28 protein-coding genes and 1 tRNA gene are annotated in these 23,715 nt (G+C 32.0%); 28 read left to right on the top strand and 1 reads right to left on the bottom strand.

The window, feature by feature from the left end; translation table 11 throughout:
* Window positions 1-7: 7 nt before the first annotated feature.
* The 24 genes from cimA (at window position 8) to ACZ446_RS07825 (ending at window position 19,506) form a co-directional block, all read left to right on the top strand.
* Complete coding sequence (cimA, locus tag ACZ446_RS07940) at window positions 8-1,582, top strand: citramalate synthase (RefSeq protein WP_464392045.1); 1,575 nt, start codon at window positions 8-10, stop codon at window positions 1,580-1,582.
* Between the two features lie 492 nt (window positions 1,583-2,074).
* A complete protein-coding gene (locus ACZ446_RS07935; protein ID WP_464392044.1) occupies window positions 2,075-3,616 on the top strand; it encodes a GspE/PulE family protein in 1,542 nt (513 codons plus the stop codon).
* A gap of 59 nt (window positions 3,617-3,675) precedes the next feature.
* A complete protein-coding gene (locus tag ACZ446_RS07930) occupies window positions 3,676-4,713 on the top strand; it encodes a type II secretion system F family protein (RefSeq protein ID WP_464394385.1) in 1,038 nt (345 codons plus the stop codon).
* Window positions 4,714-4,834: 121 nt separating this feature from the next.
* Window positions 4,835-5,272, top strand: coding sequence for a type IV pilin protein (locus tag ACZ446_RS07925; RefSeq protein WP_464392043.1), 438 nt, complete (start codon window positions 4,835-4,837; stop codon window positions 5,270-5,272).
* A gap of 4 nt (window positions 5,273-5,276) precedes the next feature.
* Window positions 5,277-5,762: a pilus assembly FimT family protein gene (locus ACZ446_RS07920; RefSeq protein ID WP_464392042.1), complete on the top strand. Its 486-nt coding sequence runs from the start codon at window positions 5,277-5,279 to the stop codon at window positions 5,760-5,762.
* Window positions 5,752-6,162 (top strand): prepilin-type N-terminal cleavage/methylation domain-containing protein, encoded by a 411-nt coding sequence (locus tag ACZ446_RS07915; RefSeq protein ID WP_464392041.1) that lies wholly within the window; start codon window positions 5,752-5,754, stop codon window positions 6,160-6,162. The genes ACZ446_RS07920 and ACZ446_RS07915 overlap by 11 nt, the downstream gene beginning before the upstream one ends.
* Window positions 6,134-6,664 carry a type II secretion system protein gene (locus tag ACZ446_RS07910; protein ID WP_464392040.1) on the top strand — a complete coding sequence of 177 codons (531 nt, stop codon included), beginning with the start codon at window positions 6,134-6,136 and terminating at the stop codon, window positions 6,662-6,664. The genes ACZ446_RS07915 and ACZ446_RS07910 overlap by 29 nt, the downstream gene beginning before the upstream one ends.
* Window positions 6,665-6,683: 19 nt before the next feature.
* Complete coding sequence (locus ACZ446_RS07905; RefSeq protein WP_464392039.1) at window positions 6,684-7,067, top strand: hypothetical protein; 384 nt, start codon at window positions 6,684-6,686, stop codon at window positions 7,065-7,067.
* A gap of 2 nt (window positions 7,068-7,069) precedes the next feature.
* Window positions 7,070-7,813, top strand: coding sequence for a hypothetical protein (locus tag ACZ446_RS07900; RefSeq protein WP_464392038.1), 744 nt, complete (start codon window positions 7,070-7,072; stop codon window positions 7,811-7,813).
* Window positions 7,804-8,265 carry a PilN domain-containing protein gene (locus tag ACZ446_RS07895; protein ID WP_464392037.1) on the top strand — a complete coding sequence of 154 codons (462 nt, stop codon included), beginning with the start codon at window positions 7,804-7,806 and terminating at the stop codon, window positions 8,263-8,265. The genes ACZ446_RS07900 and ACZ446_RS07895 overlap by 10 nt, the downstream gene beginning before the upstream one ends.
* A gap of 47 nt (window positions 8,266-8,312) precedes the next feature.
* Window positions 8,313-8,789 carry a hypothetical protein gene (locus ACZ446_RS07890; RefSeq protein WP_464392036.1) on the top strand — a complete coding sequence of 159 codons (477 nt, stop codon included), beginning with the start codon at window positions 8,313-8,315 and terminating at the stop codon, window positions 8,787-8,789.
* The gene (locus ACZ446_RS07885) at window positions 8,770-9,501 is read left to right on the top strand and encodes a hypothetical protein (RefSeq protein ID WP_464392035.1); all 732 of its coding nucleotides are present in this window, start codon (window positions 8,770-8,772) and stop codon (window positions 9,499-9,501) included. The genes ACZ446_RS07890 and ACZ446_RS07885 overlap by 20 nt, the downstream gene beginning before the upstream one ends.
* Window positions 9,491-10,861 carry a type II secretion system protein GspD gene (locus ACZ446_RS07880; protein WP_464392034.1) on the top strand — a complete coding sequence of 457 codons (1,371 nt, stop codon included), beginning with the start codon at window positions 9,491-9,493 and terminating at the stop codon, window positions 10,859-10,861. Before ACZ446_RS07885 ends, ACZ446_RS07880 begins: the two co-directional genes overlap by 11 nt.
* Window positions 10,862-11,241: 380 nt before the next feature.
* Window positions 11,242-11,448, top strand: coding sequence for a hypothetical protein (locus tag ACZ446_RS07875; RefSeq protein ID WP_464392033.1), 207 nt, complete (start codon window positions 11,242-11,244; stop codon window positions 11,446-11,448).
* Complete coding sequence (gene aroB / locus ACZ446_RS07870) at window positions 11,445-13,049, top strand: 3-dehydroquinate synthase (RefSeq protein ID WP_464392032.1); 1,605 nt, start codon at window positions 11,445-11,447, stop codon at window positions 13,047-13,049. The genes ACZ446_RS07875 and aroB overlap by 4 nt, the downstream gene beginning before the upstream one ends.
* Window positions 13,031-13,477, top strand: a complete 447-nt coding sequence (gene aroQ / locus ACZ446_RS07865; protein WP_464392031.1) for a type II 3-dehydroquinate dehydratase — start codon at window positions 13,031-13,033, stop codon at window positions 13,475-13,477. Before aroB ends, aroQ begins: the two co-directional genes overlap by 19 nt.
* The gene (locus tag ACZ446_RS07860; RefSeq protein WP_464392030.1) at window positions 13,477-14,544 is read left to right on the top strand and encodes a M24 family metallopeptidase; all 1,068 of its coding nucleotides are present in this window, start codon (window positions 13,477-13,479) and stop codon (window positions 14,542-14,544) included. The genes aroQ and ACZ446_RS07860 overlap by 1 nt, the downstream gene beginning before the upstream one ends.
* Before the next feature lie 148 nt (window positions 14,545-14,692).
* A complete protein-coding gene (gene efp, locus ACZ446_RS07855; protein ID WP_464392029.1) occupies window positions 14,693-15,256 on the top strand; it encodes an elongation factor P in 564 nt (187 codons plus the stop codon).
* 46 nt (window positions 15,257-15,302) lie between these two features.
* Window positions 15,303-16,430 (top strand): NAD(P)/FAD-dependent oxidoreductase, encoded by a 1,128-nt coding sequence (locus ACZ446_RS07850; protein ID WP_464392028.1) that lies wholly within the window; start codon window positions 15,303-15,305, stop codon window positions 16,428-16,430.
* Window positions 16,431-16,456: 26 nt separating this feature from the next.
* Window positions 16,457-16,900: an Asp23/Gls24 family envelope stress response protein gene (locus tag ACZ446_RS07845; protein WP_464392027.1), complete on the top strand. Its 444-nt coding sequence runs from the start codon at window positions 16,457-16,459 to the stop codon at window positions 16,898-16,900.
* Window positions 16,901-16,932: 32 nt separating this feature from the next.
* Complete coding sequence (amaP, locus tag ACZ446_RS07840; RefSeq protein ID WP_464392026.1) at window positions 16,933-17,472, top strand: alkaline shock response membrane anchor protein AmaP; 540 nt, start codon at window positions 16,933-16,935, stop codon at window positions 17,470-17,472.
* 13 nt (window positions 17,473-17,485) lie between these two features.
* Complete coding sequence (locus ACZ446_RS07835; RefSeq protein WP_464392025.1) at window positions 17,486-17,722, top strand: DUF2273 domain-containing protein; 237 nt, start codon at window positions 17,486-17,488, stop codon at window positions 17,720-17,722.
* 24 nt (window positions 17,723-17,746) lie between these two features.
* Window positions 17,747-18,148, top strand: coding sequence for a transcription antitermination factor NusB (gene nusB, locus ACZ446_RS07830; protein ID WP_464392024.1), 402 nt, complete (start codon window positions 17,747-17,749; stop codon window positions 18,146-18,148).
* Between the two features lie 155 nt (window positions 18,149-18,303).
* Entirely contained in the window at window positions 18,304-19,506 is a 1,203-nt protein-coding gene (locus ACZ446_RS07825) for a pyridoxal phosphate-dependent aminotransferase (RefSeq protein ID WP_464392023.1), read from the top strand.
* 118 nt (window positions 19,507-19,624) lie between these two features.
* Here the strand turns inward: ACZ446_RS07825 and ACZ446_RS07820 are convergent.
* Window positions 19,625-19,711, bottom strand: a tRNA-Leu gene (locus ACZ446_RS07820).
* A gap of 222 nt (window positions 19,712-19,933) precedes the next feature.
* Between ACZ446_RS07820 and ACZ446_RS07815 the strand changes: the two genes are divergently transcribed.
* The 4 genes from ACZ446_RS07815 to xseB are packed head-to-tail and all read left to right on the top strand — an operon-like array spanning window position 19,934 to window position 23,714.
* Window positions 19,934-20,764 (top strand): sulfide/dihydroorotate dehydrogenase-like FAD/NAD-binding protein, encoded by an 831-nt coding sequence (locus ACZ446_RS07815; RefSeq protein WP_464392022.1) that lies wholly within the window; start codon window positions 19,934-19,936, stop codon window positions 20,762-20,764.
* Window positions 20,764-22,179, top strand: coding sequence for an NADPH-dependent glutamate synthase (gene gltA / locus ACZ446_RS07810; RefSeq protein ID WP_464392021.1), 1,416 nt, complete (start codon window positions 20,764-20,766; stop codon window positions 22,177-22,179). The genes ACZ446_RS07815 and gltA overlap by 1 nt, the downstream gene beginning before the upstream one ends.
* Window positions 22,180-22,192: 13 nt before the next feature.
* On the top strand, window positions 22,193-23,449 hold the full coding sequence (gene xseA / locus ACZ446_RS07805; protein WP_464392020.1) for an exodeoxyribonuclease VII large subunit: 1,257 nt from the start codon (window positions 22,193-22,195) through the stop codon (window positions 23,447-23,449).
* Window positions 23,442-23,714 (top strand): exodeoxyribonuclease VII small subunit, encoded by a 273-nt coding sequence (gene xseB / locus ACZ446_RS07800; protein WP_464394384.1) that lies wholly within the window; start codon window positions 23,442-23,444, stop codon window positions 23,712-23,714. The genes xseA and xseB overlap by 8 nt, the downstream gene beginning before the upstream one ends.
* Window position 23,715: the final 1 nt, after the last annotated feature.

The raw sequence follows: 23,715 nt of genomic DNA, 5'->3' as shown, positions 1-23,715 counted from the left end.
ATGCAAAATGGGATTAACACTTTATGATACAACTTTAAGAGACGGTTCACAGGGAGAAGGGATTGCTCTTTCCTTAGATGACAAATTAAAAATCACAAGACAGCTTGATCGTTTTGGCATTGATTTTATCGAAGGTGGCTGGCCGGGTTCAAATCCCAAAGATGAGGCATATTTTAAAGAAGTCCAGAATATGGATTTAGACCATGCTAAAATAACAGCTTTTAGTTCCAGCAGAAGGCCTAATATGAAGGTGGAGGAAGATCCAAATATCTTGAAACTGGTGGATGCAGGAGTAGAGTATGTCACTATTTTTGCTAAAAGCTGGGACCTCCATGTACAGGAGGCACTACAAATTCCGCTGGCAGAAAATCTGGCAATGATCAAAGATACTATTTCTTTCTTAAAAGAAAATGATTTACATGTCTTCTTTGATGCAGAACACTTTTTTGACGGCTATCAAAGTAATTCCGAATACGCGCTGGAAGTACTTAAAACAGCAGCTGAGGCTGGAGCTGAAATGCTTGTTTTATGTGATACCAATGGTGGTATGCTGCCTTCACAGGTAACAAAAGTTATGCAGCAAATCAGCGGTAAATTTGAGGTACCAATTGGAATCCATGCCCATAATGATGGTAATCTTGCTGTTGCTAACTCTCTGGCAGCTTACGAAGAGGGAGCTGTTCAGTTTCAGGGAACAGTTGGTGGACTGGGTGAGCGCTGTGGTAATGCCGATTTATGCAGTGTGATTCCAGCTCTGCAGTTAAAATATGGAGAAGAACTGGTGACATCAGAACAGCTAAAAATGTTGAAACCGCTTTACTATTTTGTGACTGAAACAGCTAATTTAATTCCTAAAAATAATAAGCCTTATGTCGGTAAAAGCGCTTTTACCCATAAAGGCGGAATCCACGTTAGTGCAGTTAGGAAAAATCCTCATACTTATGAGCATATTGAGCCGGAGTTAGTTGGTAATGAGCGCCGGGTTCTAGTTTCAGAGCTTGCTGGTAAGTCCAATCTTTTATATAAGTTGAAAGAAGTTGGATTTGACCTCAATGATTTTTCTGATGCAATGATTAAAAAGTTAGTTAAGAAAGTTAAAGTTCTGGAAAATCAGGGTTATCAGTTTGAGGGAGCAGAGGCCTCATTAATTTTAATGGCCTTTAGAGAATTTAAAGATTACCAATCATTTTTTGAAATAGAAGATTTTAAAACTAACAGCATCAGTAAGGAAGACCATACTTATTCAGAGGCAGTTGTAAAAATGGCTGTTAACAAACAGAAGGTTCATGTTGCTGCTGATGGTGATGGTCCAGTTAACGCCCTTGATAATTGCTTCCGCAAGGCTTTACTTTCTTTTTATCCTGAAATATCTGAGAGTAAGCTGATCGATTATAAGGTGCGGGTTCTAAATGGAAATGATGGAACTGCTGCCAAAGTAAGAGTATTAATTGAAACAGCAGACTTAGAAAAATCATGGACAACTGTCGGAGTTTCAACAAATATTATTCAGGCATCCTGGGATGCTCTAGTAGATAGTATCGAGTATTTACTCTTAATTAAAGAGGGAGCAAGGATAATCTAAAAAAATAATCTTTTTAAAAACTGTGGAGTAAAATCCACAGTTTTTTTATGTAATCTATGTTCATTTATGTGCACCTTCCGGGTGCGCAAACATAAACAAACATTTTCGATCTTTTATTTTAAAAATGATAATTATAATATTAGCTGTGCATATTTTCACTAATTAAATAGTTATCATTTACAAAAATTAACAATAATATAGTTATTACTTTCAAAAAATTAAAAATAATTACAATTTTTTGCAGGAGAATTTCAATGAGTAGTGAATTAAGTAACTAATTAAGCATTTTAATTACATTTTTTTATTAAAATAACAAAAATAGTAAATAATCTAGGTCCAGAACTCAAGGGGAGGTGAAAAATTATTCAAAATTTTTGTGAATTTTTATACAAAGATTACATTAATACTGGTGGTGACCGCTTAAAGTTAAAGTTTTTTGCTGAAAATAAAGAGATAAAAGAAGTAATTGATTATTTAAAATCAGAAAACATATTGGACGAAGCTGATTTATTAGAAGCGATATCAGTTTATTTTGAAATAAAAATTTATAGTGATACTGATTTTGAGATTAAAAAGAATAGAGCTCGAAAATTAGAATTAGCTGAGTCAAAAAAACATAAGATTGTTTTAATTGATCAAAATGAGGAATATGTTTTTTTCGGCAGTCTTTATCCACCTGATTTATTTCTGCAGGAAAAGTTAAAATTTATCTTTAAAAGAAAGACGAAGTTTTTTCTAATGTCAGAAGCTGAATTCACAGCTGCAGAAAAATTTATTTACAGCAGTTATTTTAAAGTTGATCAAAAAGAGATTTTAAAGGAATTTGGTGATTTCAGAAAAATCGATAGCAGAGATATTGACAGCTTAAAAAATATTGTTGAAGATGCACCAGTAGTTAAGCTTTTAAATAAAATTTTAATTGAAGCAATTTCTTTAAAAGCAAGCGACATTCACCTTGAAAATAAAGAAGATTATTTTAAAATTAGGTATCGAATTGATGGAATTCTAAAGGATTATTATAGTTTACCTGCAGAAATAGCTGCAGCTGTAATTTCTAGAATTAAAATTATTTCAGGAATGGATATTACTATCAGACATTTACCTCAGGATGGAAAACTTGATTTTGAGTTTCAGCAAGAAAATTATGACATCAGGAGTTCTGTTATCCCAACAATTTATGGAGAAAAGGCTGTTTTAAGACTGCTTTTAAGAAATGAGCAATTATTAGACTTAAAAGAATTAAATTTTAACTCAACAAACTTGGAAAGATTTCAAGAGATATTTAAATTTAAATCAGGTATAATTCTCCTCTGTGGACCAACTGGAAGTGGTAAAACAACAACACTTTTTTCAATCTTAAACCAACTGGCAGATGAGTCTAATAATATTATAACCGTTGAAAATCCTGTTGAATACAAGCTTGAGCTTTTGAATCAAATTGAAATTAATGAGGCCCAAAATTTAAGCTTCCCTATAATTTTAAGATCAATTTTACGGCAGGATCCGGATATTATTATGATTGGAGAAATTCGAGACAAAGAAACAGCTGAAATAGCTGTTAGAGCAGCTGTTACTGGACATTTAGTCTTAAGTACTATCCATACAATTGACAGTATTTCTGCTATTATTCGTTTAATAGATATTGGAATTCCACCATATCTAATCAGCAGTACTGTTAATGCGGTTGTCTCACAAAGATTACTCCGCAGATTATGTATACACTGCAGAAAAAAAGTTAAGAAAACCGAGATAAAAAATAATATTTTTAAAGATAATCCTCCAGAATATATTTATCAACCAGCAGGCTGTCCCCACTGTAGAGATGGTTATCTTGGTCGTACTGCTGCTGCAGAAATCCTACTGATCAATGACAAAATGAAAAAGATAATCAATCAAAATGCTAATTATTCAGAGTTAAAGTCAGAAGCAGCTGACAGTGGAATGATCAACTTATATGATTCAGCTTTATACAAAATTAAAGCAGGTGAGAGTTCCCCAGCAGAATTAATGAGGGTTATTGATTTAAATCATTAAAATTTAGTTAATCACTATTATCTATCTTTTAATATTGTGCTGTTTTAAAGGAGGCGTTAATTATCTTTAAAAATAAAGATTTTGATCTTAAATTTTTTGCCTCACAGCTTAAAATAATGCTTAAGTCTGGTTTGAGTTTGAATAGATCGCTGTTAATTATCTCAGAACAAACTAAATCTAAAAATGAAGCAGAGATCTATAATGATATTTTAAAAAATATAGAATCAGGTCTGAGCCTGGCTGAAGCTTTAAAAGAAGAAAAAGCTTTTAGTGAACTTTTTACTTCTGTTGTTCAGGCAGGTGAAGAAAGCGGCAATCTGGTTGAAGTATTATCCAGTCTAGAAAATTATTACAGCAGTAGAGATGATTTGAAAAAAGAAATAAAAAAGGCTTCTTTTTATCCCCTCACTGTGCTTATTACAGTTTTTTTAGCAGCGGCTTTAATCTTTAGATTTATACTGCCGGTTTTTGTTGATTTATTTACGGAATTCAGTGGACAGCTACCTTTAATAACCAGAATTTTTTTAATGATAAGCAGCATTTTCAATAATTATTTTTTTCTAATTTTAAGCATTTTAATAATTCTAACAATTACTTTAATATTTTTATATAAAAGTAAAATGAGGAAAGATTTAAAAAGCAAAATTTTGTTAAAAATTCCTCTTTTTTCTATAGTGTATCGTGATTTTATTTTAACTCAGATAGCAATCTATTTATCACTGCTTCTGCAAAGCGGTTTAAAATTAATTTCAGCTTTAGAGTTGGTAAAAAATATTATTAGCGACTATCATTATCAAAAATTTATCCAAAATACAGCTTTAAATATTTCAAAAGGTGCTTCTTTAACAGATTGTTTTTCAGATAGTAAATATATCCCTGATCTTTTTTATTATCTGATAATGACAGGTGAAGAAACAGCTCAAATGGAAATTATGTTGGAAAGAGCAGGTGATTATTATTATCAAAAGTTAAAAGAAGAAATTGCAAAAATGCTGCAGTATTTAGAGCCTTTTTTAATAACATTAACTGCAATTTTTGTTGCTTTACTTGCTGCAGCAGTAATAATGCCTATGTTTCAAATCTATTTAATAATTTAGAGGTTAAAGCACCTTAAAATTATTAAATTGAATCGAGTTATATTTACATTAATTCAATTTAATAAAGAAATAAAAGTTTAGACATAAATTAAGGAAAACAAAAATAGAAAGGGTAATATTAATGTTTAAGATTTTTAAAGCTGCTCAAGTTGATAAGGAAAATTATGAGGCGGGCTTTACTTTAATTGAACTTTTGATTGTAATCGTGGTACTTGGAATTTTAATGTCAATGGCAGTTCCAGCTCTAAGTGGAGTCAAGAATAAAGCAGATACTGCAGTAGCAAAAGCTGATCTGCATAATATAATGCAGAGTCTGGAAATGTACTATTTAGATTTTGGCAAATACCCGGCTCAAAGTACAGAAGGTGATTTTACTACTGCAGCCGAAAGTTTAGATGAGATTAATATTAAAAATGCTGCTTCGTCTTATAACTATGTTACAGATACAGATGCAGAAAAATATCTAATTTCCTACCAGGCTGCCGATGATGAATATTATTATATTTCAACCGATAATTCATCTTTAATTGGACCTGAGTCAACAGCACCTTCACTTTAATTAGATGAAGAAGTATGAAGCAGGCTTTAGCCTAATTGAGTTATTATTAGTGATTACAATTATGGGGATTTTATTAACTATTAGTTTTAAGCCACAGCTAAAAAATGATTTTGAAATTAAACAGCAGATAAATTGCCTGGCATCAGATTTCAGATGGGCAAGAAATAAAGCAATCTTAGATAACCAGACATATATTTTCAGAATATATACGGTCAAAGAAAATATTAATTCTAATAAAATCCCCTATTATTTTTATACTAAAGAAAATAACAATAAAGTTATTAAGAAAAAAGGCTATTATTCCTCTGATCTAATTTTGTATAAAACATTAAGTTTAAAAGTCGTAGAAGCAGAATATTATGAATGGATTAGATTTAATAATACTGCAACTGCCCGTGGAGGAACAGTAGGTTTGGCTAAAGCTCATCCTAATGCCGAGAAGTATAAAGTTACAGTAAATCAACTGGGGAGGGTTAGAGTTGAAAAATAATGATGGTTTTTCAATGCTGGAGGTTATAATTACTATCTCACTGGCAGGTGTTGTACTTGCAGTAATGAGCAGGACAATTAAAACAGGTTTGGAAGTTCAAGGGTTTTTAGCAGATAAAAATTCAGCAGTCAATTGGACTGAATCAGTATTGGAGGCTTATAAAAATAGAGCTCAAATTGAAGAGGGGATTGAAGACAGCAGCAGTGACTTTATCAGAGATCTAGAAATTTTAGAAGCTGAATCACTGCCTAAGAATTATGAGATGACAAGGGTCGAAATTATTCCCTATCTAGAAGATGGAATTAGATATGAAGGTTTATATAAATTAAAAATTGAAGTAAAATTTAGCTGTCAGGATGAGGTGCATCAAAATGAAATTTTTGGCTTGCTTCAACGCTAAGTCAGCTGTTTTAAAAAAAGAAGCAGGTTTCAGTCTCTTAGAAATGATGTTGGTTATTTGTATTTCTTCTCTACTAGCAGCAGTTTTTTTGCAGCTGCTGGTAGATGTTTATCAGCAAAATAACTTTTTTATTTTAAATAATTCCTGGCAGCTTGATGCTTATTTGGCTGTTGATTTCATTGCAGAGCAGATCAAAAACAATAAAAAATTAGAAATTATAGCTGAAAATCAATTAGATATTTTCACTTTTTATAACGAAGAATATCAGTGGTTACAATTCAATCTCTATCAAAGTAAAGGAATTAATAATTTGGGTAGAAGTATAGGCAGCAGTGAATTGAGTTATAAAGATTTTGGAAGGAATTTATCTTTATTTGATGATATTGAAGACCTGAGTTTTAAAATTGTTAAACCCGGTTTATTGAAAATAAGCTTAACGGTTAATGAAAAATTAAAAAGTGGTACAGAAGAATTGACTGTCAGCAGATTGGTTAAAATCTAGCTAAAAAGTAGGTATTAAAATGAAATTAAAGAATCAAGATGGTTATGTTTTATTTCTAAATGTGGTTTTAATTATATTAATTGCACTGTTTATACCTTTACTTATTCAGCAGCAAAAAATCAATTATAGAATTTTAAGCAGCAGAGTCAGGGCTTCTCAAAATAAAGAAGCAGTTGAATCAGGACTGCAGTACCAGTTATATTTTCTTAAAAACAAGTCAAAACTCTGTGATCAAAAAATCTATTTAAATCATGAAATAGAACTCAGTTTAAAAGGAGAGGAGGACAGCGAATTTATTTATCTTTACACTTATTTGGATGATTTGATTCCCTATAAAGCTGAAATGAGGCTCAGGAAAGAAGATTTAGAAATAATAGATAAAAAAATATATAGGAGTGAATAACTATGCTAAATAATTATTATTCTGTAACAATCCCAGCAGAAAATACTCTCAAAAATCTTGTTGTAAAAGCCAAAAATGATCAGATCCATTTTATTGATGGAATAAATGAAATATCAGCAATAGGAAAAATAAAAAAATTTAATTACAACTGTCATTATGTAGTTTTACTGCCCGCAGCATCTTTGTTTTATCACTCTGCTCCTTTAGCTGAGAAAAACCCTTATCGTATTAGTGAGGACAATATATTAAGTAAGTTTGCTGAGGTAAAAGAAGATCTTGAAGAAGAATTTTACTATGATTATCTAGAAATAGTTTCAAAAAAAACAAAAGCAAGAGAAATTAAATTTTTTGCAGCAGAAAAAACTATGCTGGACAGTATAACAGAGAATTTGGATAAATATAAAAACAACTATTTCATATCAGCTCTGCCTGTTGCAGTTTTTAACACTGTTAATAAAGTTGTAGCTCATTCAAATTATCTTTTATATTATAAAATTAACGGCAGCTATACTATGCTGACATCAGTTGATAAGAAACTTGATCTATTGCAGGCTTCAATTTCTCCATCTGATCTTCAGAGTGAAATTGATAAAACTCAAAAATATTATCTGAACAATAAAAATTTGAGACTGGAAGTATTAGAAGGAAAGAGTGATCTCTTAAATTTAGAAGAATTTATGGATTTAGAAGATGATGATTTTGTTTTTCTAACTTCAATGCTCTGGAGTATTGAAAAATGTCAGTAATTTTTAAAGAAAGACATTATGATCAACTTTTAATATTTATTAAAAATTTTACAGCAGTAATTTTACTTCTTATAGTTTTGATAAGCAGCTTTAACTTCATCTCAAACAAAAAATTGGAACTGCTAAAAAATAGGCTGGATATTTTAAATAAGGAAGAATTAAAATATCAGCAGTTAATTGATAATTCAGTTAACAAAAATTATAAGAGCAGCCTAAAAAAAAGGTCAATTTTATTAGTTAAGTTGGCCCGAGCTGCTGAAAATATAATTTTTAATTCGATTCATTTTAAGGATAGTAAAATTAAGTTGAATGCAGTGAGTTTGGAACAAAAAATGATTTTTAAATTAATAGAAAATTTGAAAGCAGATAAAAAATTTACCGACTTAAAGCTGCTTAAAATCAACCAAAAAGATAAGTTTTATTTTGAGCTTGAGATGAAAAGTATTGATTGAATTTATAACTAATTAATTGAATTACTGCAGAATAGAGGGTGGAATTAATGAAATTTAAAAATGAGAAATTAATAAGACTGCTGCTAATTGTTCTGCTCTTAATTTTTTTGATAGTTCAAGCAGCAGCCAGCAGAGATTTTTTTAATAAAAAAGAGATGCTGCAGAGTCAGTTAGAAAAACAACAGCTTCAGAATGATAAATTGAAAATAGAATATAAAGAAAGCATTAGTTTACAATCAGATCAGGAAATAAAAACTGAGGCAATTAAAAAAAGCACTGCTGAAATTTTAGATAAGCTTAAAAAAATAAAATTAACTTTACTTGATTTTAGTAGTGCTCAAACTGAAATTAATTTGAATCTTGAGGGTGACTTTTATTCTATACTTAAGTTTATTCAATACTTAGAGACACAGCAGAATCAACTTAAAATAGCTGAATTTAAAATAAAGAATAATGGTATTAATTTATTTTTCTTTTTAAAATTAAAAAATGAGCTGATCAAAAATGAAAAAGATAGATTTTAATAAAAAAAAGATTTTAATAATACTGACAGCCATCCTGTTTTTAATTATTCTCTCTAATTATATCAAAACAACAGAAATTCCTTTTTTAAAATTATTTAATGAAGATGAAAGTCCGTCAGATGAGTTGTTTTTTAATGAAAATAGAGTAGAAGATAAAATTGAAGCAGTAAATGATGAACAAAAAACAGTGCCCAAAAAAACAGAAAAAATTATAAAATCAAATATTGATGTAAAAAATGAAAAAGAAAAAGGAGAAAATATTATTTTAATTAGTGAGATTAAAGATCCATTTGCAGCTAAAGATCAGGGAAAACCAACTTCAGAACAGCTATCTCTGATTTCTAAGGGTAATAAAAGTGAAGAACTGATATATTTAGAAAACAATATCATTTCAGAAAAACTTAAAATTAAAAATAAAAATGAAGCTGAGCTGACTGAAAATCAAAAAATCGAGTCTGAAAAGAAAAAGCGCAAAAAAGATAGACAGCTTATTCCAAAAATAAATTTACCCTTTGAGCTGCTTGGAATAATAAAAAATGAGACTAATGCTGCCGCACTTTTTCTTTACCAGGGACAAAAGATTTTAAAGAAAGAAAAGGAGAAAATTGATATTTTCAAAATAGAAACTATAAAAAACCAGGAGATTAATATTAGTTATCAAAATGAAACAATTAAAATTTATCTCTGGAAAGGGGAAACAAATGAGAACTAAAAAGAAACAGATGTTCCAGGTATTAGTTTTAGTTATTGTTTTTATACTATTATCTGCTTTCATAAAGACAGAAAGCGGAAGTACAGCTGAAATGATTTCTATAAATTTAAGAGATGTTGAACTAGAAACTGCTCTAATTATGCTGGCAAATACAGCTAATAAAAATTTGATTTGTGATAGTGCAGTTTCCGGTAAAATAACAGTTATTTTTAATGAGATCCCCTTTAAAAAAGCTTTGAATTTAATAACAGATAGTTTTGACCTCGATTATAGCTATCAAGATGAGATAATTTATATCAGTACAGCAGAGAAATTAGCTGCAAAAAACAAAAAAATTATAAGCAGGAATTTTAAGTTAAAAAATCTGAGTACAGAAGCTGCAGCTGATATTTTATTAGCTAATTTTGACAAAGTTAAAATAATCGATTTAAATAGTGAGGGTTTAATAGTCAGCTGTGAGGAAAATGAAATCAAAGAAATTGAGTCTATAATTAGGCAGATTGACAAGCCACAAAAGCAAATTATGATAAAAGCTAGAGTTGAAGAAATTAGCAGAAGTAAAATTAAAGAACTAGGTATTAACCCAAATCAGCTTTCAGAATTAAAAATAATAAAAAACAAAAAAGGAGATATAGATGAGTTAAAAGTCAGCTGGCCGGAAACTTTAAGAGCCTTAAATGAAGAAGGGTTATCAAATATTTTGGCCAATCCCAGTTTAATGACTGTTGATAGAAAAAAGGCTAAGTTAATTATTGGAGATCAGATACCTGTTAAATTAGAGAGGGTAGAGGATGAACAGACTGTTTCTACCATTAGTTATATTGAAGCGGGTATTGTTTTAGAGTTTTTGCCTAAGATTTTAAACGATAATCAGGTTTTATTAGAAATAAAACCTTCAGTAAATAGTATTGGACAGGTTCTAGCAGATGGCCTGCCAGCTGTTAATTCCCGCAGTGCTGAAACAACAGTAATACTTGCTAATGGAGAAACTCTTGCTATTGGGGGGCTAATAAAAAAAGATGAGCTGCATACGGTTAGAGAAGTTCCAATTTTAGCTGAGATTCCTCTTTTGGGAAAGCTCTTTTCAGCTGAAGAAAAAAATGATATTGAGACAGAGTTAATAATTTTTATTACACCCAAAATTATTACTGAAGAAATAGCTGGAAAAAATGATGAGAAAGCTTTATTTGAAAGTCCAGATGGGGTAGATGAACATCATAAGATAGATAAAAATTATAAAATGGAAGCAGCAAATAATCCAGATAAAAAGCAGGAGATTAAAGGGGAAAAGAAGAATATAGATAATAGAGAATTTAAAACATTAACTGCTCAAGAAATAGAAGAAATTTTAGATAAATAAAAGGATATTTAGAGTTTTTAGAGAAATTTAATTCAGGGGAAACCCTGAATTTTTCTCTAGATAGAGCTGGTTAAAATCTAAATTAGTTTAAAGCAGTTGGGAGAGGAAGGTTATTATATTGCTGTCTGAATTTAAAACTAAAATAAAATTAAAAAAAATAATGATTTATTTAATTATTTTTAGCAACTTTTTGATCTTATTTGCTTATCTTCCTTTCTATCAGGAGTTTCAGCTTTTTAAAAATACTGGTGACAATTATCAACTTTTACGCTTTGACAATATTTATTATCCTCGTTTAAAGATTTTAAGCTGGAATTCCTGCTTTAGTTATTTACCTATTTCTGTTATTATATATTCTATATAATTTAAGACCTAAGGCTTTGAAAGCTATTGATTTAGAAAGTCAAAGTGGGAAAAATAAATTTATCCAGTCAACTTTATTTTTTGCTGTGCTGGCATATTCACTGCAGGCTGCATTTAATATTAGTGTGGTAACTGTAGCTCCTGTTTTTTGGACTATTTTAGGTTTTTCAGGAGCTTATATTATAAATTTTAAAGAAAATTTTGAGGAGGAGAGAAGTAGATGAAAATTGTTTTAACGGGCTTTATGGCAGCAGGGAAGACTACAGTTGGGGAGAAATTGGCTGCCCGCAAAGATTTCAAATTTTATGACAGTGATGATTTAATAACTGAACGAGAAGGAATGAGTATTGAACAAATATTTGATCTAAAAGGAGAAGAATATTTTAGAAAACTTGAAAAAGATACAATTGCTGAACTTTTAAATTCTGAAGAAGACCTTGTCCTGTCACCAGGAGGAGGTGCGGTTTTAAATCAGGAGACAAGAAAGATGATTATTGATAAATCAGAGGTTTTTTGCCTTGATATAACTGCAGAATCTGTATTGGAAAGAAATAAAAAAAGTAATGTAGTTAGGCCGCTTTTAGAAGTAGATCAGCCTTTAGCTGCAGTTAAGTCGCTTTTAAAGGAAAGAAAACCTTATTATGAGGAAATTCCATTTCATATAGATAGCGAAAATTATTCTGCTGAAGAAATAGTGGATTTAATTATGGCTGAACTGCCTGATCAAAAATTAACAATTGCAATAAAAAATCAGAATCAAAGTTATCCGGTAATCATTGATCAGGGATTTAAAGAAAAAAGTTTTGATAAAATAACAGCTAAAATTAAGGGTAGAAAAGTAATGCTTCTTGCTGATCAAAAGGTTATTGCAGAACATTCTAAACCAATTCTCAGGCTGTTAAAAAATAATGCAGCTGAACTAATTAAACTTGAGCTGGAAGCCGGAGAAAAAATTAAGGATCTAAAGGTATTAGAAAAAATATATAATCTTTTATATCAAAATAATTTTAGTCGTTCTGATTATTTAATTGCTTTTGGTGGTGGAACAATTGGAGATCTTGGTGGGTTAGCTGCTGCTACTTTTTTAAGAGGTATTAAGCTAATTCAGATGCCGACAACTTTAATTTCACAGCTGGACAGCAGTGTTGGTGGTAAAACTGCGGTGAATTTTAAAAGTACAAAAAATTTAATCGGAAGCTTTTACCAGGCTGATCTTGTTTATTATCAGTTAGAGTGGTTAAAAACCTTGGCTTTAGATGAGCTTAAGTCAGGTTTGGGTGAGGTTATAAAATACGCAATTTTAGGTGGTAATCCGCTTTTTGAAATTCTTAAAGAGAATAAAGATGAAATTTTAAACCTTGATCCGGAGCTGATGCTTAAAATATCTAAAATTTCTCTACAGATGAAAGATTATTATGTTAGCGAAGATGTTAAAGATCAAGGTTTGCGCAAAAAGCTTAATTTAGGGCACAGTTTTGGTCATGCAGTTGAAGGAGCTGAAAAATTTAAATACAAACACGGAGAAGCTGTTGTGAAGGGAATTGCATTTACAGCATTTTTATCAAATAAAATAGGCAAATTAAGTAGTGAATCTTTCCAGAAAATAATAGAACTAATTAATAGCTATGATTATCAGCTTTTTCCATCTGATAAAATAAAAGCAGCAGAACTGGCTTCTTATATTGCCCATGATAAAAAAATCTCAGATAATAAAATGTGGTGGGTTTTAATTAATGATATAGGTGATACTTATCTAAGTGATAGATTTGATCATAATAATATTCAAGAATATATGGAGGAATACTTATGCAAAAAGTGGCTGTAATACACGGACCAAATTTGAATATGTTGGGCTTGAGAGAACCTGAAGTATATGGAACAAAAAATTTAGAAATGTTAAATAAAGAACTGGAAGCAGAAGCTGTAAAATTAGATCTGAAATTAGAAATTATGCAGAGCAATCATGAAGGGGAAATTGTTGATTATTTACATCAAAACTACAAAGAACTAGCTGGAGTTATAATTAATCCAGGTGGCCTAACTCATACCAGTGTTGTTTTACGAGATGCTATTGCTTCAGTTCGCCTGCCGGTAATTGAAGTACATATCAGCAATATTCACCGTCGGGAAGATTTTAGAAAAAAATCAATAACTGCAGAAGCGGCAGTTGGTCAAATTAGTGGAATGGGTACATATGGCTATATTTTAGGTCTTTGGGGTTTAAAAGAAGTTTTAAGAAAGGAGAAATATTAATGGAAAAAAGAATAAATAAACTTAAAGAAAAATTAAAAGAAAAGAACATAGAGGCTTTTTTAGTTACTAAAAGAGAAAATGTTCGTTATTTAAGTCAGTTTACAGGTACTGCTGGTAAACTACTAATAACTCAAAATGATAGTATATTTATTACTGATTTTCGCTACTTAGATCAGGCTGCTGATCAGACTGATGGCTGTGTAATAGAGGAAATCAGCAGTAAATTTGTTGAGGGTTTTTCGGAACTTCTTAAAAGAAAAAAAATTAAAAATTTAAGTTTTGAAAGTCAGGATTTGAACTTTAAAACCTATCAAAACTTAAAGGAGAAATTAGAGCTTGACTCATTAAATCCTCAGGAATCTATCGTGGAAGAATTGAGGATGATCAAAGATAAATCAGAGATAGATAAAATTAAAAAAGCAGTGGAAATTGCCGACCGGGGATTTCAGTTTTTAGTTGACTTTATTCAGCCAGGAAAAACTGAAAAAGAAGTAGCTTTAGAGCTAGAGTTTTTCATGAAAAGGCAGGGAGGAGAGGCAAATGCATTTGATTTTATTGTAGCCTCCGGAAAAAGAGGAGCACTTCCCCATGGAGTTGCTTCTGATAAAAAAATTGAGATGGGAGATCTAGTCACAATTGATTTTGGAACAGTGGTTCAGGGCTACCATTCTGATATTACGAGGACAATTGCTGTTGGAGAACCAGATGATAAACTAAGAGATATCTACGAACTAGTTTTAACAGCACAGGAAAAAGTAATTGCTGAGATAAAAGCCGGGATGAGTTGTTTTGATGCTGATAAAATTGCCAGAGATTTCATAGCTGAAGCAGGTTATAAGGATAACTTTGGCCATGGTTTGGGTCATGGTTTAGGACTTGAAATTCATGAAGGACCAAGACTTTCCTATACTTCAGAAGCTGATTTAAAAACTGGTATGGTTGTGACAGATGAACCGGGAATTTATATTTCTGGTCTTGGTGGAGTTAGAATAGAAGATGATCTTTTAATTACAGAAGACGGATGTGAGGTTTTAAATTCTGCTCCGAAAGAGCTAATTATACTTTAAAATGCTAGTTATTATATAAAATAGTTTTATTTTGAGTACTTTAAATTAAATATAAGCAGAGGCAGTATTATTTAGAGGCAATAATTTGTTTAAAAAGCTAATTTCTGCTATAATTGAACTGCAGTAAAAAATAGTGGAGGTGCTTTAAATGATTTCAACAAATGATTTTAATACTGGATTAACAATAGAGCTGGATGGAGAGGTTTATCAGGTGATAGAGTTTCAACACTCAAAATCTGGCAGAGGAAGTGCATTTGTTAGAACAAAATTACGTAATGTAGAAGAAGGATATACTATTAACAAAACCTTTAAAGCTGGAGAAAAGGTAGAAACTGCTCATGTTGATAAAAAGAAAATGCAGTATCTGTACTGGGATGGTAGCGACTATATTTTTATGGATAATGATACATATGATCAATTTCATCTCAGCGAGGAACAGCTTGGAGACAAGGTTAAATATTTAAAAGAAAATATGGAACTAGAGATATCTGTATATCAGGGGCGTCCAATTGATATTGATCTACCTACTTTTGTTGAATTAAAAGTAGAGGATACTCAGCCTAATATTAGAGGTAATACAGTGTCTGGGGGTAATAAACCAGCTACTATGGAAACTGGTTTAGTGGTTCAGGTTCCTCTGTTTATTGAAGAAGGAGATACTCTTAAAATAGATACAAGAAGTAACGAATATATAGAAAGAGTTAACAATTAAAATATTACCAGTAAAATTTTAATCTAAAAAAGGGGGACAGTGATATATGAATTATTTAATTATTGGAGCCTGTGCGGCTGGAGTTTCTGCAGCAAAAGAAATTTTGAAAAACAGAAAAGAAGATGATAAAATTTCTATTTTCACTGATGAAAATTATTCTTTTTATTATCGACCCCGACTGATTGAATGTTTATCAGGAGAGGTTGATGTAGAAGATATTATTATTAATAATCAGCAGTGGTTTGAAGACAATAATATCAATCTTCATCTTAATGAAAGAATTATTGAGGTAGATGCGGAAAATAAATTTATTAAAAGTGGTACAGGTAAATATAAGTTTGATAAATTACTTTTAGCAAATGGTTCTCACTGTTTTGTCCCTCCATTTTCTGGCCGGGAGCTGGGAAATATTTTCACTTTAAGAACAGCAAAAGATGTAAAGGTTATTAATAAGGCAGCTGAAAAAGCTAAAAAAGTAGTTGTAGTAGGTGGTGGTCTTTTAGGTTTGGAGATTGCATATAATTTTGCTAAAGCAGGTCTGGATACTACTGTTTTAGAAATCGAGTCTCATTTGCTGCCAATGCAGCTTGACGAAAAAGGAGGAGATCTCCTTGAACAAAAACTTAAGGCTAATAATGTAAAAGTAATAACTAATGCCAAAACAGAAGGTTTTGAAGGTAAGCAGCAGGTAGAAAAAGTTATTTTAAAGGATAGGAAAATTGAGACAGATCTTGTTCTAATTTCAACTGGAATTAGATCAAATACGTCTTTAATTGAAAATCTTGATCTTGAAACTAATATAGGTGTTAAAGTAAATAGTAAAATGCAGACTTCAAATCCTGATATTTATGCTGCTGGTGATGTAGCAGAATATAAGGGTGAAATTTGTGGTATTTGGCCTCCTGCTCTGGCTCAAGGAAAAATAGCTGGTACAATAATGAGTGGAGGCGAAGATGAGTATAATATGTATGTGCCTTCTCACAAATTGAAAGTTGCGGGCATCAATGTGGTTTCTTTGGGTGAGTTAAACAAAGAAGGAGAATATGAAGAAGAAATTATTGAGGATAATGACACTTATGTGAAATTGATTAAAGATAATGAGGAAAAAATTGGAGTTATAATTGTTGGTCAATATTCTGATCAAAATCAGATTTTGGCTGATATTAAAAGATAAATTTAGTAAACAGAGGAGGTTAAAAAATGAGTGAGAAAAAAAATAAAGATTTAAAAGCAGAAAATTTAGAAGCTGAAAATATTGATGAAGGAAGTATCAAAATTGCGGATGAGGTTGTAGGGATCATTACCGGTCTGGCAGCTACAGAAATTGAGGGAGTTGCAGGAATGAGCGGCGGTCTTGCTGGCGGCCTGGCAGATATGCTTGGTAGAAAGAATCTAAGCAAGGGTGTAAAAGTTGAGGTTAATGATGAAACTGCATTAGTAGATGTTTATGTGATTATTAATTATGGGAATTCAATTCCAGATGTAGCCTGGAAAATTCAAGATAATGTAAAACAGGCAATCGAAGGCATGACAGGTTTGGATGTTAAGGCTGTTAATGTTCACGTACAGGGAGTTAATTTTCCTGAAGATGAGCAGGAAGAAGTTAAAAATAAAGAAGTAGAGGAAGCAGAAGACAAAGAATAATATTCTTTGAAAATGATTGGGGGTTAAGCCAAATGAAAATTATACAAAACATATTTTCTTTTTTAATTGCTTTAGTTCTTATCGTTTTAACTATTACTCTTTCTCTATATAGTTTTGGGCTTTTATCAGCAAATTTCATACCTGATTTGATTTCCACAAGCTATAATAATTGGCAGATTGCAGTTGTATATTTAATCTTCCTTTTTATGTCTTTACTTGTGATCTACCCTTATTTTACTGATAGGAAGTTTAAATCAACCAGATTATTGAGCTCTGAGTCTGGAGATATTACAATTACAATTTCCGCTCTATCAAATTTAATTAAAGATCGAGTTAATGAAAAAGAGAAATTTGATAATATTAAAGTTAAACTGGAAGAAATGGAAGCTGGTTTAAAAATTATTTTGAGTGGAGATCTAACTGTTCCTGGGGATTTACCTGCTATTAGTGAAAATATACAGCAGGATTTAAAAAGTTACATTACCAAAACTACAGGAATAGAGGTAGAAAAAGTACAGATTCGTATTGATGATGTAAAAAAAGATAATAAACTGCCTAAAAATGTAGAATGAGGTGGTCTATAAAATGGACAAAAAAGAATTAAAAGAAGAATTATCCCAATTTATATATCAGAACCGTAGAAAGGTTATAGGAGCATTAGTAGGTTTAATTATTGGTATTTTGATTTTAACTATTGGTTTTTTTAAAACACTGCTGCTCTGTTTAACTACTCTTCTTGGTTACTATCTTGGGATGCGCTGGCGTTTTGAAGAAGATTTAAAGGACTTGATTCTAAGAATTATTCCGGAAAGATTTAAATAGAGTTAGAAATGAGGTATTTGCTGTATGCAAAAAGTTTCGAGACACAAACAGAGAATCTGGGTTTTACAGATTCTTTATGGTCTGGACATCAGAAAAAAACTTGATCTAGAAAATTACAAAAAAAGTTATGATAATTTTATGGCTGAAAAAGGTATTATAGAAAAAGAATTATATGCTGAAGAGCTGCTGGAAGGAATTATAATGGAACTTGAGCTTCTGGATGCTCAAATTAATAAATATGCTATTAACTGGGACATTGATAGAATGCCGGCAATTGATAGGAATATTTTGAGGATTGCTGCTTATGAAATTCAGCATGAGATTCCAGTTAAAGTTGCTATTAATGAAGCGGTAAAAATTGCAAAAAAATATGCAGATGATAGTTCACCTTCCTTTATTAATGGAATACTATCAAAATTTGCTTAAAAAAGAGGGCTTAAGGCCTTCTTTTTTTGTTTTTTAGCTATTTTTATGGTATATTTTATTTAGTAATATTAGCTTAATAAATTTTGGAAGTAGATACTATAAAACTATTTAGGTATCAGCAACCGGAAAAAGAATTTATTTAATGGGGTGTGAAGATGGAATATTCAGCAAGAATAGCAAAAATTGAAGAATCAAAAACACTTGCGGTGAGTAAAAAAGCAGATAAACTAACCGCAGATGGAGAAGATATAGTAAGCTTTGGAGCAGGAGAACCCGATTTTCCAACACCTGAATTCATAAAAAAAGCTGCTGTGGAAGCGATGAATAAAGGTTATACCGGCTATACCTCTGTTTCAGGACTGCCGGAATTAAAAGAAGCTGTTGTCAATTATTTTGCAGATAACTATTCCTATCAGTATTCGACTGATGAGGTTATTGTATGTAATGGAGGAAAACAGGTTCTTTTTAATGCTTTATCTGCAATTACAGAGCCAGAGGATGAAATTTTAATTCCCAAACCTTATTGGGTCTCTTATCCTGAAATAGTTAAACTGGCAGGGGGGAAGCCGCGTTTTATTGAAACTAAAGCAGAAAATAAATATAAATTAACTGCATCTGAATTGAAAGCAAGTCTTACAGATCAGACAAAGGCAATTATTATTAATTCTCCTTCAAATCCAGATGGCCACTTTTATTCAAAATCAGAACTCAAACAGTTGATTGAGGTCATTGCTGATGAGGATATTTTTATTATTAGTGATGAAATATATGATAAATTACTTTATGATGGTCAGGAATTTGTATCAATGATTGAATTATTTCCAGAGTTAAAAGATAGAATTTTAATTGTTAATGGAATGTCTAAATCATATTCAATGACTGGTTGGAGGGTAGGATTTGGTTTTGCCAGCAGCAAATGGATAAGTAAGATGACAAAAATCCAAAGCCATACAACTTCTAATGTCAACACAATTGCTCAGTATGCAAGTGCTAAAGCATTAGCGAATCCCAAACTAAAAAAAATAGTCAAAAATCGCTGCCAAACTTATCAAAAGAGAAGAGATTTAACTGCAAAATTACTGGCAGATATTGAAGGGATTAAAGCAATAACTCCAGCCGGAGCCTTTTATTTTTTAATTGATATTTCCGGTTTGATTTCAAAAAAAATTGCGGGACAGGAAATTAAGGATTCCCTTTCTTTTACTGATTTATTATTAGAACACAGTAAGGTAGCAGTAGTGCCAGGGATAGCTTTTGGAATGGATAATTTTATTCGAATTTCTTTTGCTTTAAGTGAAGAGAGAATTAAAGAAGGTATAAGTAGAATTGCCGCTTTTGCAGCTGAGCTTGAGGCTTAAGAAAATTAGAAAAACGTTTAATCAGCCAGGATTTTTCTTTAATTAATTTAAAAATATTTGAACAAATAAAAAAAGAGCAGAAGACTCTGCTCTTTTAAGTGTTATTCTAATTTAAAACTGGTGCGAAAGGAGGGATTCGAACCCTCACAGCCTTGCGGCTACTAGACCCTGAACCTAGCGCGTCTGCCAGTTCCGCCACTTTCGCATTGACAAATAATATTCTAACTTAAATTATTAAATTTGTCAAGATGATTTTTAGATATTGCTTAATTTTCAAAATTATTACATCTGACTAAATGAAATAAATAACTTAGTTTTAAATTGATTATTTTTCAAATCAAGGAGGAATTAGGGGTCCTGGCAAAGAATTAATTATAGAAGCAGCAGAATTTATTTTGCTTTTTTTTAAAACACGAGGAGGTAAATTATGTATGAAATTTTAGAAAAAGAAGTTCTGGCTCCAACTATTAAAAAATTGAAGGTTAAAGCACCTTTGATTGCTGAAAAAACACAGCCGGGTAACTTCATAATATTAAGAGTAGATGAGAAGGGAGAGCGAATTCCTCTTACTGTGGCAGATTATGATCGAGAAGAAGGTGTGATTACCATAATCTTTCAGGAAGTTGGATATTCAACAAAATTATTAGGAAAGATGGATAAAGGTGATTATATTAAGGATATAGTCGGTCCTTTAGGACATCATATAGACATGGAAGGTTATGAAAAAGTTGTTTTATTAGGTGGAGGAACTGGAACAGCTCTCTTATATCCTAAGGTCAAAGGCTTTTATGAACAGGGAGCTGAAGTAATAAGTATCACAGGGGCTAGAACCAAAAATTTAATTATTTTAGAAGATGAGTTAAATCAATATAGTGATCGAGTATATATTGCTACTGATGATGGTAGTTATGGGCACCATGGTTTTGTGACAGATATTTTAAAAGATTTATTGGAAGATGAGGATGATATTGATTTAGTAGTAGCAATTGGGCCGGTTCCGATGATGAAAGCGGTTGCAGATATGACAAAAGAGTATGGAATAGAAACTATAGTTAGTTTAAATGCAATTATGGTTGATGGAACTGGAATGTGTGGAGCCTGCCGGGTGACTGTTGGCGGAGAAAGAAAGTTCACCTGTGTTGATGGTCCCGCATTTGATGCTCATCAGGTTGATTTTAAAGAACTAATGAATAGATTGAGTTTTTATCAAAATGAAGATGATTTAATTCATGATCACGAAGTCGAGGAGGATAATTAATGGCTTTACAAAAGAAAAAAACTCCAATGAAGGAGCAAAAACCGGAAGAACGGATTAAAAACTTTGATGAAGTTCCATTTGGGTATAGTGATGAGGAAGCCATAGTTGAAGCAGAAAGATGTCTGCAGTGTAAACATCAGCCCTGTGTTGAAGGTTGTCCGGTTCATGTGCCAATTCCTCAGTTTATCCAATCAATTTTAGATGGAGATGTTGTTGAAGCAAATCAGATTATCAAAAGCAAAAATAATTTACCGGCTGTTTGTGGTCGGGTCTGTCCTCAGGAAGAACAGTGTGAAGATGTCTGTGTGATGGGTATTAAAAATGAACCTGTAGCAATTGGTCGTTTGGAGAGGTATGTAGCAGATTACAATATGGAAAGAGGTACAGATAGAACTACTGCTGAGGAAATAGAAAAGATGAAAATACCGGAATTAGAAGGTAGAAAAGTAGCTGTCATTGGTGCTGGCCCAGCTGGTTTAACTGCAGCGGCTGATCTAGCAAAATATGGTCTAGATGTAACTATCTTTGAGGCTCTTCATGATACTGGAGGTGTTTTGCGTTACGGAATTCCGGAATTTAGACTTCCCAAAAGTATAGTTGATCAGGAAGTTGAAGCTATCAAAGAGCTTGGGGTTGAAATAAAATTAAACGTAGTAGTTGGTAAGTCAATTACAGTTGAGGAGCTTTTTGATCAGGGTTATGAATCAATGTTTATTGGTGTAGGTGCTGGTTTACCTAGATTTTTAAACATTCCCGGTGAAAACTTAAATGGAGTTTATTCCGCTAACGAATTTTTAACCCGTGTTAACCTGATGAAAGCTTTTAAATATCCGGAATATAGAACCCCAGTTGTTGTCGGTGATCGCGTGGCTGTTGTTGGGGCTGGTAATGTGGCAATGGACTCAGCTAGAACAGCTAAAAGACTTGGGGCCGAAAATGTATACATAGTATACCGAAGAGCCGCCGAACAGATGCCGGCTCGAAGTGAGGAAATACATCATGCTCAGGAAGAAGGGATTGAGTTTAAACTGCTAAATAACCCGGTTGCAATTCACGGTAAAGATGGCCGAGTTGATAAGATGGAATGTTTAAGAATGAAGCTTGGCGAAAAAGATGATTCAGGCAGAAGACGCCCAATTCCAATTGAAGGATCTAACTGGATGCTGGATTTAGACACAGTTATTATTGCTATTGGTCAAAATCCAAACCCAATGTTAACTTCTAACACAAAAGACATTGAAACAAAAAGTTGGGGTGGAATTAAAGTGGATGATAACCAACAGACCAGTAGAGAAGGGGTTTATGCTGGAGGAGATGTTGTGACTGGTGCCGCAACAGTTATTAAAGCGATGGGGGCTGGAAAAACAGCAGCAGAAAACATCAAAAACTATCTGTTAGACAAATCTAAAAAATAGAGTGGTTGATTTTATGTCAGATTTATATCAGGATAATTTATTTTCAAAAAAAGAAAAAAAGATATATACAGTAGCAGAAATTACAGAGTATCTTCAGGCTTTAATTAAAGAAGATACTCTTCTTTCTGACTTTTGGATAAGTGGTGAGATTTCAAACTTTTATCACCACAGTTCCGGTCATATGTATTTTACTCTAAAGGACAAAAACTCACAGCTGAAAACAGTAATGTTTAAAGGCTATAATTCTTCTCTGGATTTTAAACCGGAAGAAGGGATGCAGGTTGAAGCCAGAGGTAGTTTGGATATCTATGCACAGCGGGGAGAATATCAGTTTTATGCCCGGGAGATGGTTCAGGCTGGTAAGGGTAAATTATATGAGGCCTTTGAAAAACTAAAGGCAAAACTAGAAAAAGAAGGCTTATTTGCTGCGTCTAAGAAAAAAGAAATACCTCTGTTGGCTAAGAAAATTGGAATAGTCACCTCTCCAACTGGGGCTGCAATTAGAGACATACTTTCAGTTATGAAAAGGAGAAGTGGAAATTTCTCTGTCTTAATTGTACCAGCTCATGTCCAGGGTGATTTAGCTGAAGGAGAAATAACTGCTGGTATTGAGTATTTAAACAGTCGGGATGACATAGATTTGATTATTATCAGTCGTGGTGGAGGGTCAATTGAAGACCTCTGGCCTTTTAATGAGGAAAAAGTGGTTCGAGCCATCTATAATTCAAAATTACCGGTAATTAGTGGGGTTGGTCATGAAACTGATTTTACTATTTCCGATTTTGTTGCTGATTTAAGAGCGCCTACTCCTTCCGCAGCTGCTGAGCTGGCCACCGCAAATCGGGAAGAAATTTTAAATAGACTTGAAAATTTAACTCAGCGACTCTTAAACAGCAGTTCTGCAAAAATCAAGGAATATAAAAATAAAGTTGAGAGTATTTCTGAGAGGAGAATTTTTAGCTCTCCGGAGGAAATTTTCCGGAGTTATGAACAGGAACTTGACCGTCTGGAAACTGGATTAATTCATCAGATTGAAAAAGATTATAATAACTGGGAAAACAAATATCAATTGTTATATCAGAAATTAAATAATTTGAGTCCGCTTCAGACTCTGGATCGTGGTTATGCAATTCTTCAGGATAAGAACGAAAATACCATCAGATCTATAGATGAAATTAAAACTGGAGAAATTTTAAATGCCCGCTTGAGTGATGGACTGGCAGAATTAGAAGTAAAAGCTACTAGAAAAGTTGGTGATATTAATGACTAATCAAAATAAAAAAGATAATATACTTGATCTTGAAAATTTAGATTTTGAAACAGCCTTAGAAAAATTACAAAAAATTGTAGAAGAACTAGAAAAAGGAGGTCTTTCCCTTGATCAAACACTAAAAGAGTTTAATCAGGGAATGCAGCTGCTTAAGTTTTGTAATCAAAAATTAGACAAGGCTGAAAAGAAAATAGAGTTAATGATCAAAGAAAATGATGAATTCAAAAAAGAGGTTCCCTTTGAAACTGAGATTGAGGAGGATTAAT

It is taken from the genome of Halanaerobium sehlinense, from assembly GCF_055379485.1.
The sequence above is the reverse complement of the archived record's forward strand: the minus strand, read 5'-3'. Positions and strand labels throughout refer to the sequence as shown.

Bases quoted from the DNA above. Each gene is read 5' to 3' on its own strand.
- cimA (WP_464392045.1), top strand. From the start codon at position 8: ATGGGATTAACACTTTATGATACAACTTTAAGAGACGGTTCACAGGGA.
- ACZ446_RS07925 (WP_464392043.1), top strand. From the start codon at position 4,835: ATGTTTAAGATTTTTAAAGCTGCTCAAGTTGATAAGGAAAATTATGAG.
- ACZ446_RS07920 (WP_464392042.1), top strand. From the start codon at position 5,277: ATGAAGAAGTATGAAGCAGGCTTTAGCCTAATTGAGTTATTATTAGTG.
- ACZ446_RS07910 (WP_464392040.1), top strand. From the start codon at position 6,134: ATGAAATTTTTGGCTTGCTTCAACGCTAAGTCAGCTGTTTTAAAAAAA.
- ACZ446_RS07905 (WP_464392039.1), top strand. From the start codon at position 6,684: ATGAAATTAAAGAATCAAGATGGTTATGTTTTATTTCTAAATGTGGTT.
- ACZ446_RS07900 (WP_464392038.1), top strand. From the start codon at position 7,070: ATGCTAAATAATTATTATTCTGTAACAATCCCAGCAGAAAATACTCTC.
- ACZ446_RS07895 (WP_464392037.1), top strand. From the start codon at position 7,804: ATGTCAGTAATTTTTAAAGAAAGACATTATGATCAACTTTTAATATTT.
- ACZ446_RS07890 (WP_464392036.1), top strand. From the start codon at position 8,313: ATGAAATTTAAAAATGAGAAATTAATAAGACTGCTGCTAATTGTTCTG.
- ACZ446_RS07885 (WP_464392035.1), top strand. From the start codon at position 8,770: ATGAAAAAGATAGATTTTAATAAAAAAAAGATTTTAATAATACTGACA.
- ACZ446_RS07880 (WP_464392034.1), top strand. From the start codon at position 9,491: ATGAGAACTAAAAAGAAACAGATGTTCCAGGTATTAGTTTTAGTTATT.
- aroB (WP_464392032.1), top strand. From the start codon at position 11,445: ATGAAAATTGTTTTAACGGGCTTTATGGCAGCAGGGAAGACTACAGTT.
- aroQ (WP_464392031.1), top strand. From the start codon at position 13,031: ATGCAAAAAGTGGCTGTAATACACGGACCAAATTTGAATATGTTGGGC.
- ACZ446_RS07860 (WP_464392030.1), top strand. From the start codon at position 13,477: ATGGAAAAAAGAATAAATAAACTTAAAGAAAAATTAAAAGAAAAGAAC.
- efp (WP_464392029.1), top strand. From the start codon at position 14,693: ATGATTTCAACAAATGATTTTAATACTGGATTAACAATAGAGCTGGAT.
- ACZ446_RS07850 (WP_464392028.1), top strand. From the start codon at position 15,303: ATGAATTATTTAATTATTGGAGCCTGTGCGGCTGGAGTTTCTGCAGCA.
- ACZ446_RS07845 (WP_464392027.1), top strand. From the start codon at position 16,457: ATGAGTGAGAAAAAAAATAAAGATTTAAAAGCAGAAAATTTAGAAGCT.
- amaP (WP_464392026.1), top strand. From the start codon at position 16,933: ATGAAAATTATACAAAACATATTTTCTTTTTTAATTGCTTTAGTTCTT.
- ACZ446_RS07835 (WP_464392025.1), top strand. From the start codon at position 17,486: ATGGACAAAAAAGAATTAAAAGAAGAATTATCCCAATTTATATATCAG.
- nusB (WP_464392024.1), top strand. From the start codon at position 17,747: ATGCAAAAAGTTTCGAGACACAAACAGAGAATCTGGGTTTTACAGATT.
- ACZ446_RS07825 (WP_464392023.1), top strand. From the start codon at position 18,304: ATGGAATATTCAGCAAGAATAGCAAAAATTGAAGAATCAAAAACACTT.
- ACZ446_RS07815 (WP_464392022.1), top strand. From the start codon at position 19,934: ATGTATGAAATTTTAGAAAAAGAAGTTCTGGCTCCAACTATTAAAAAA.
- gltA (WP_464392021.1), top strand. From the start codon at position 20,764: ATGGCTTTACAAAAGAAAAAAACTCCAATGAAGGAGCAAAAACCGGAA.
- xseA (WP_464392020.1), top strand. From the start codon at position 22,193: ATGTCAGATTTATATCAGGATAATTTATTTTCAAAAAAAGAAAAAAAG.
- xseB (WP_464394384.1), top strand. From the start codon at position 23,442: ATGACTAATCAAAATAAAAAAGATAATATACTTGATCTTGAAAATTTA.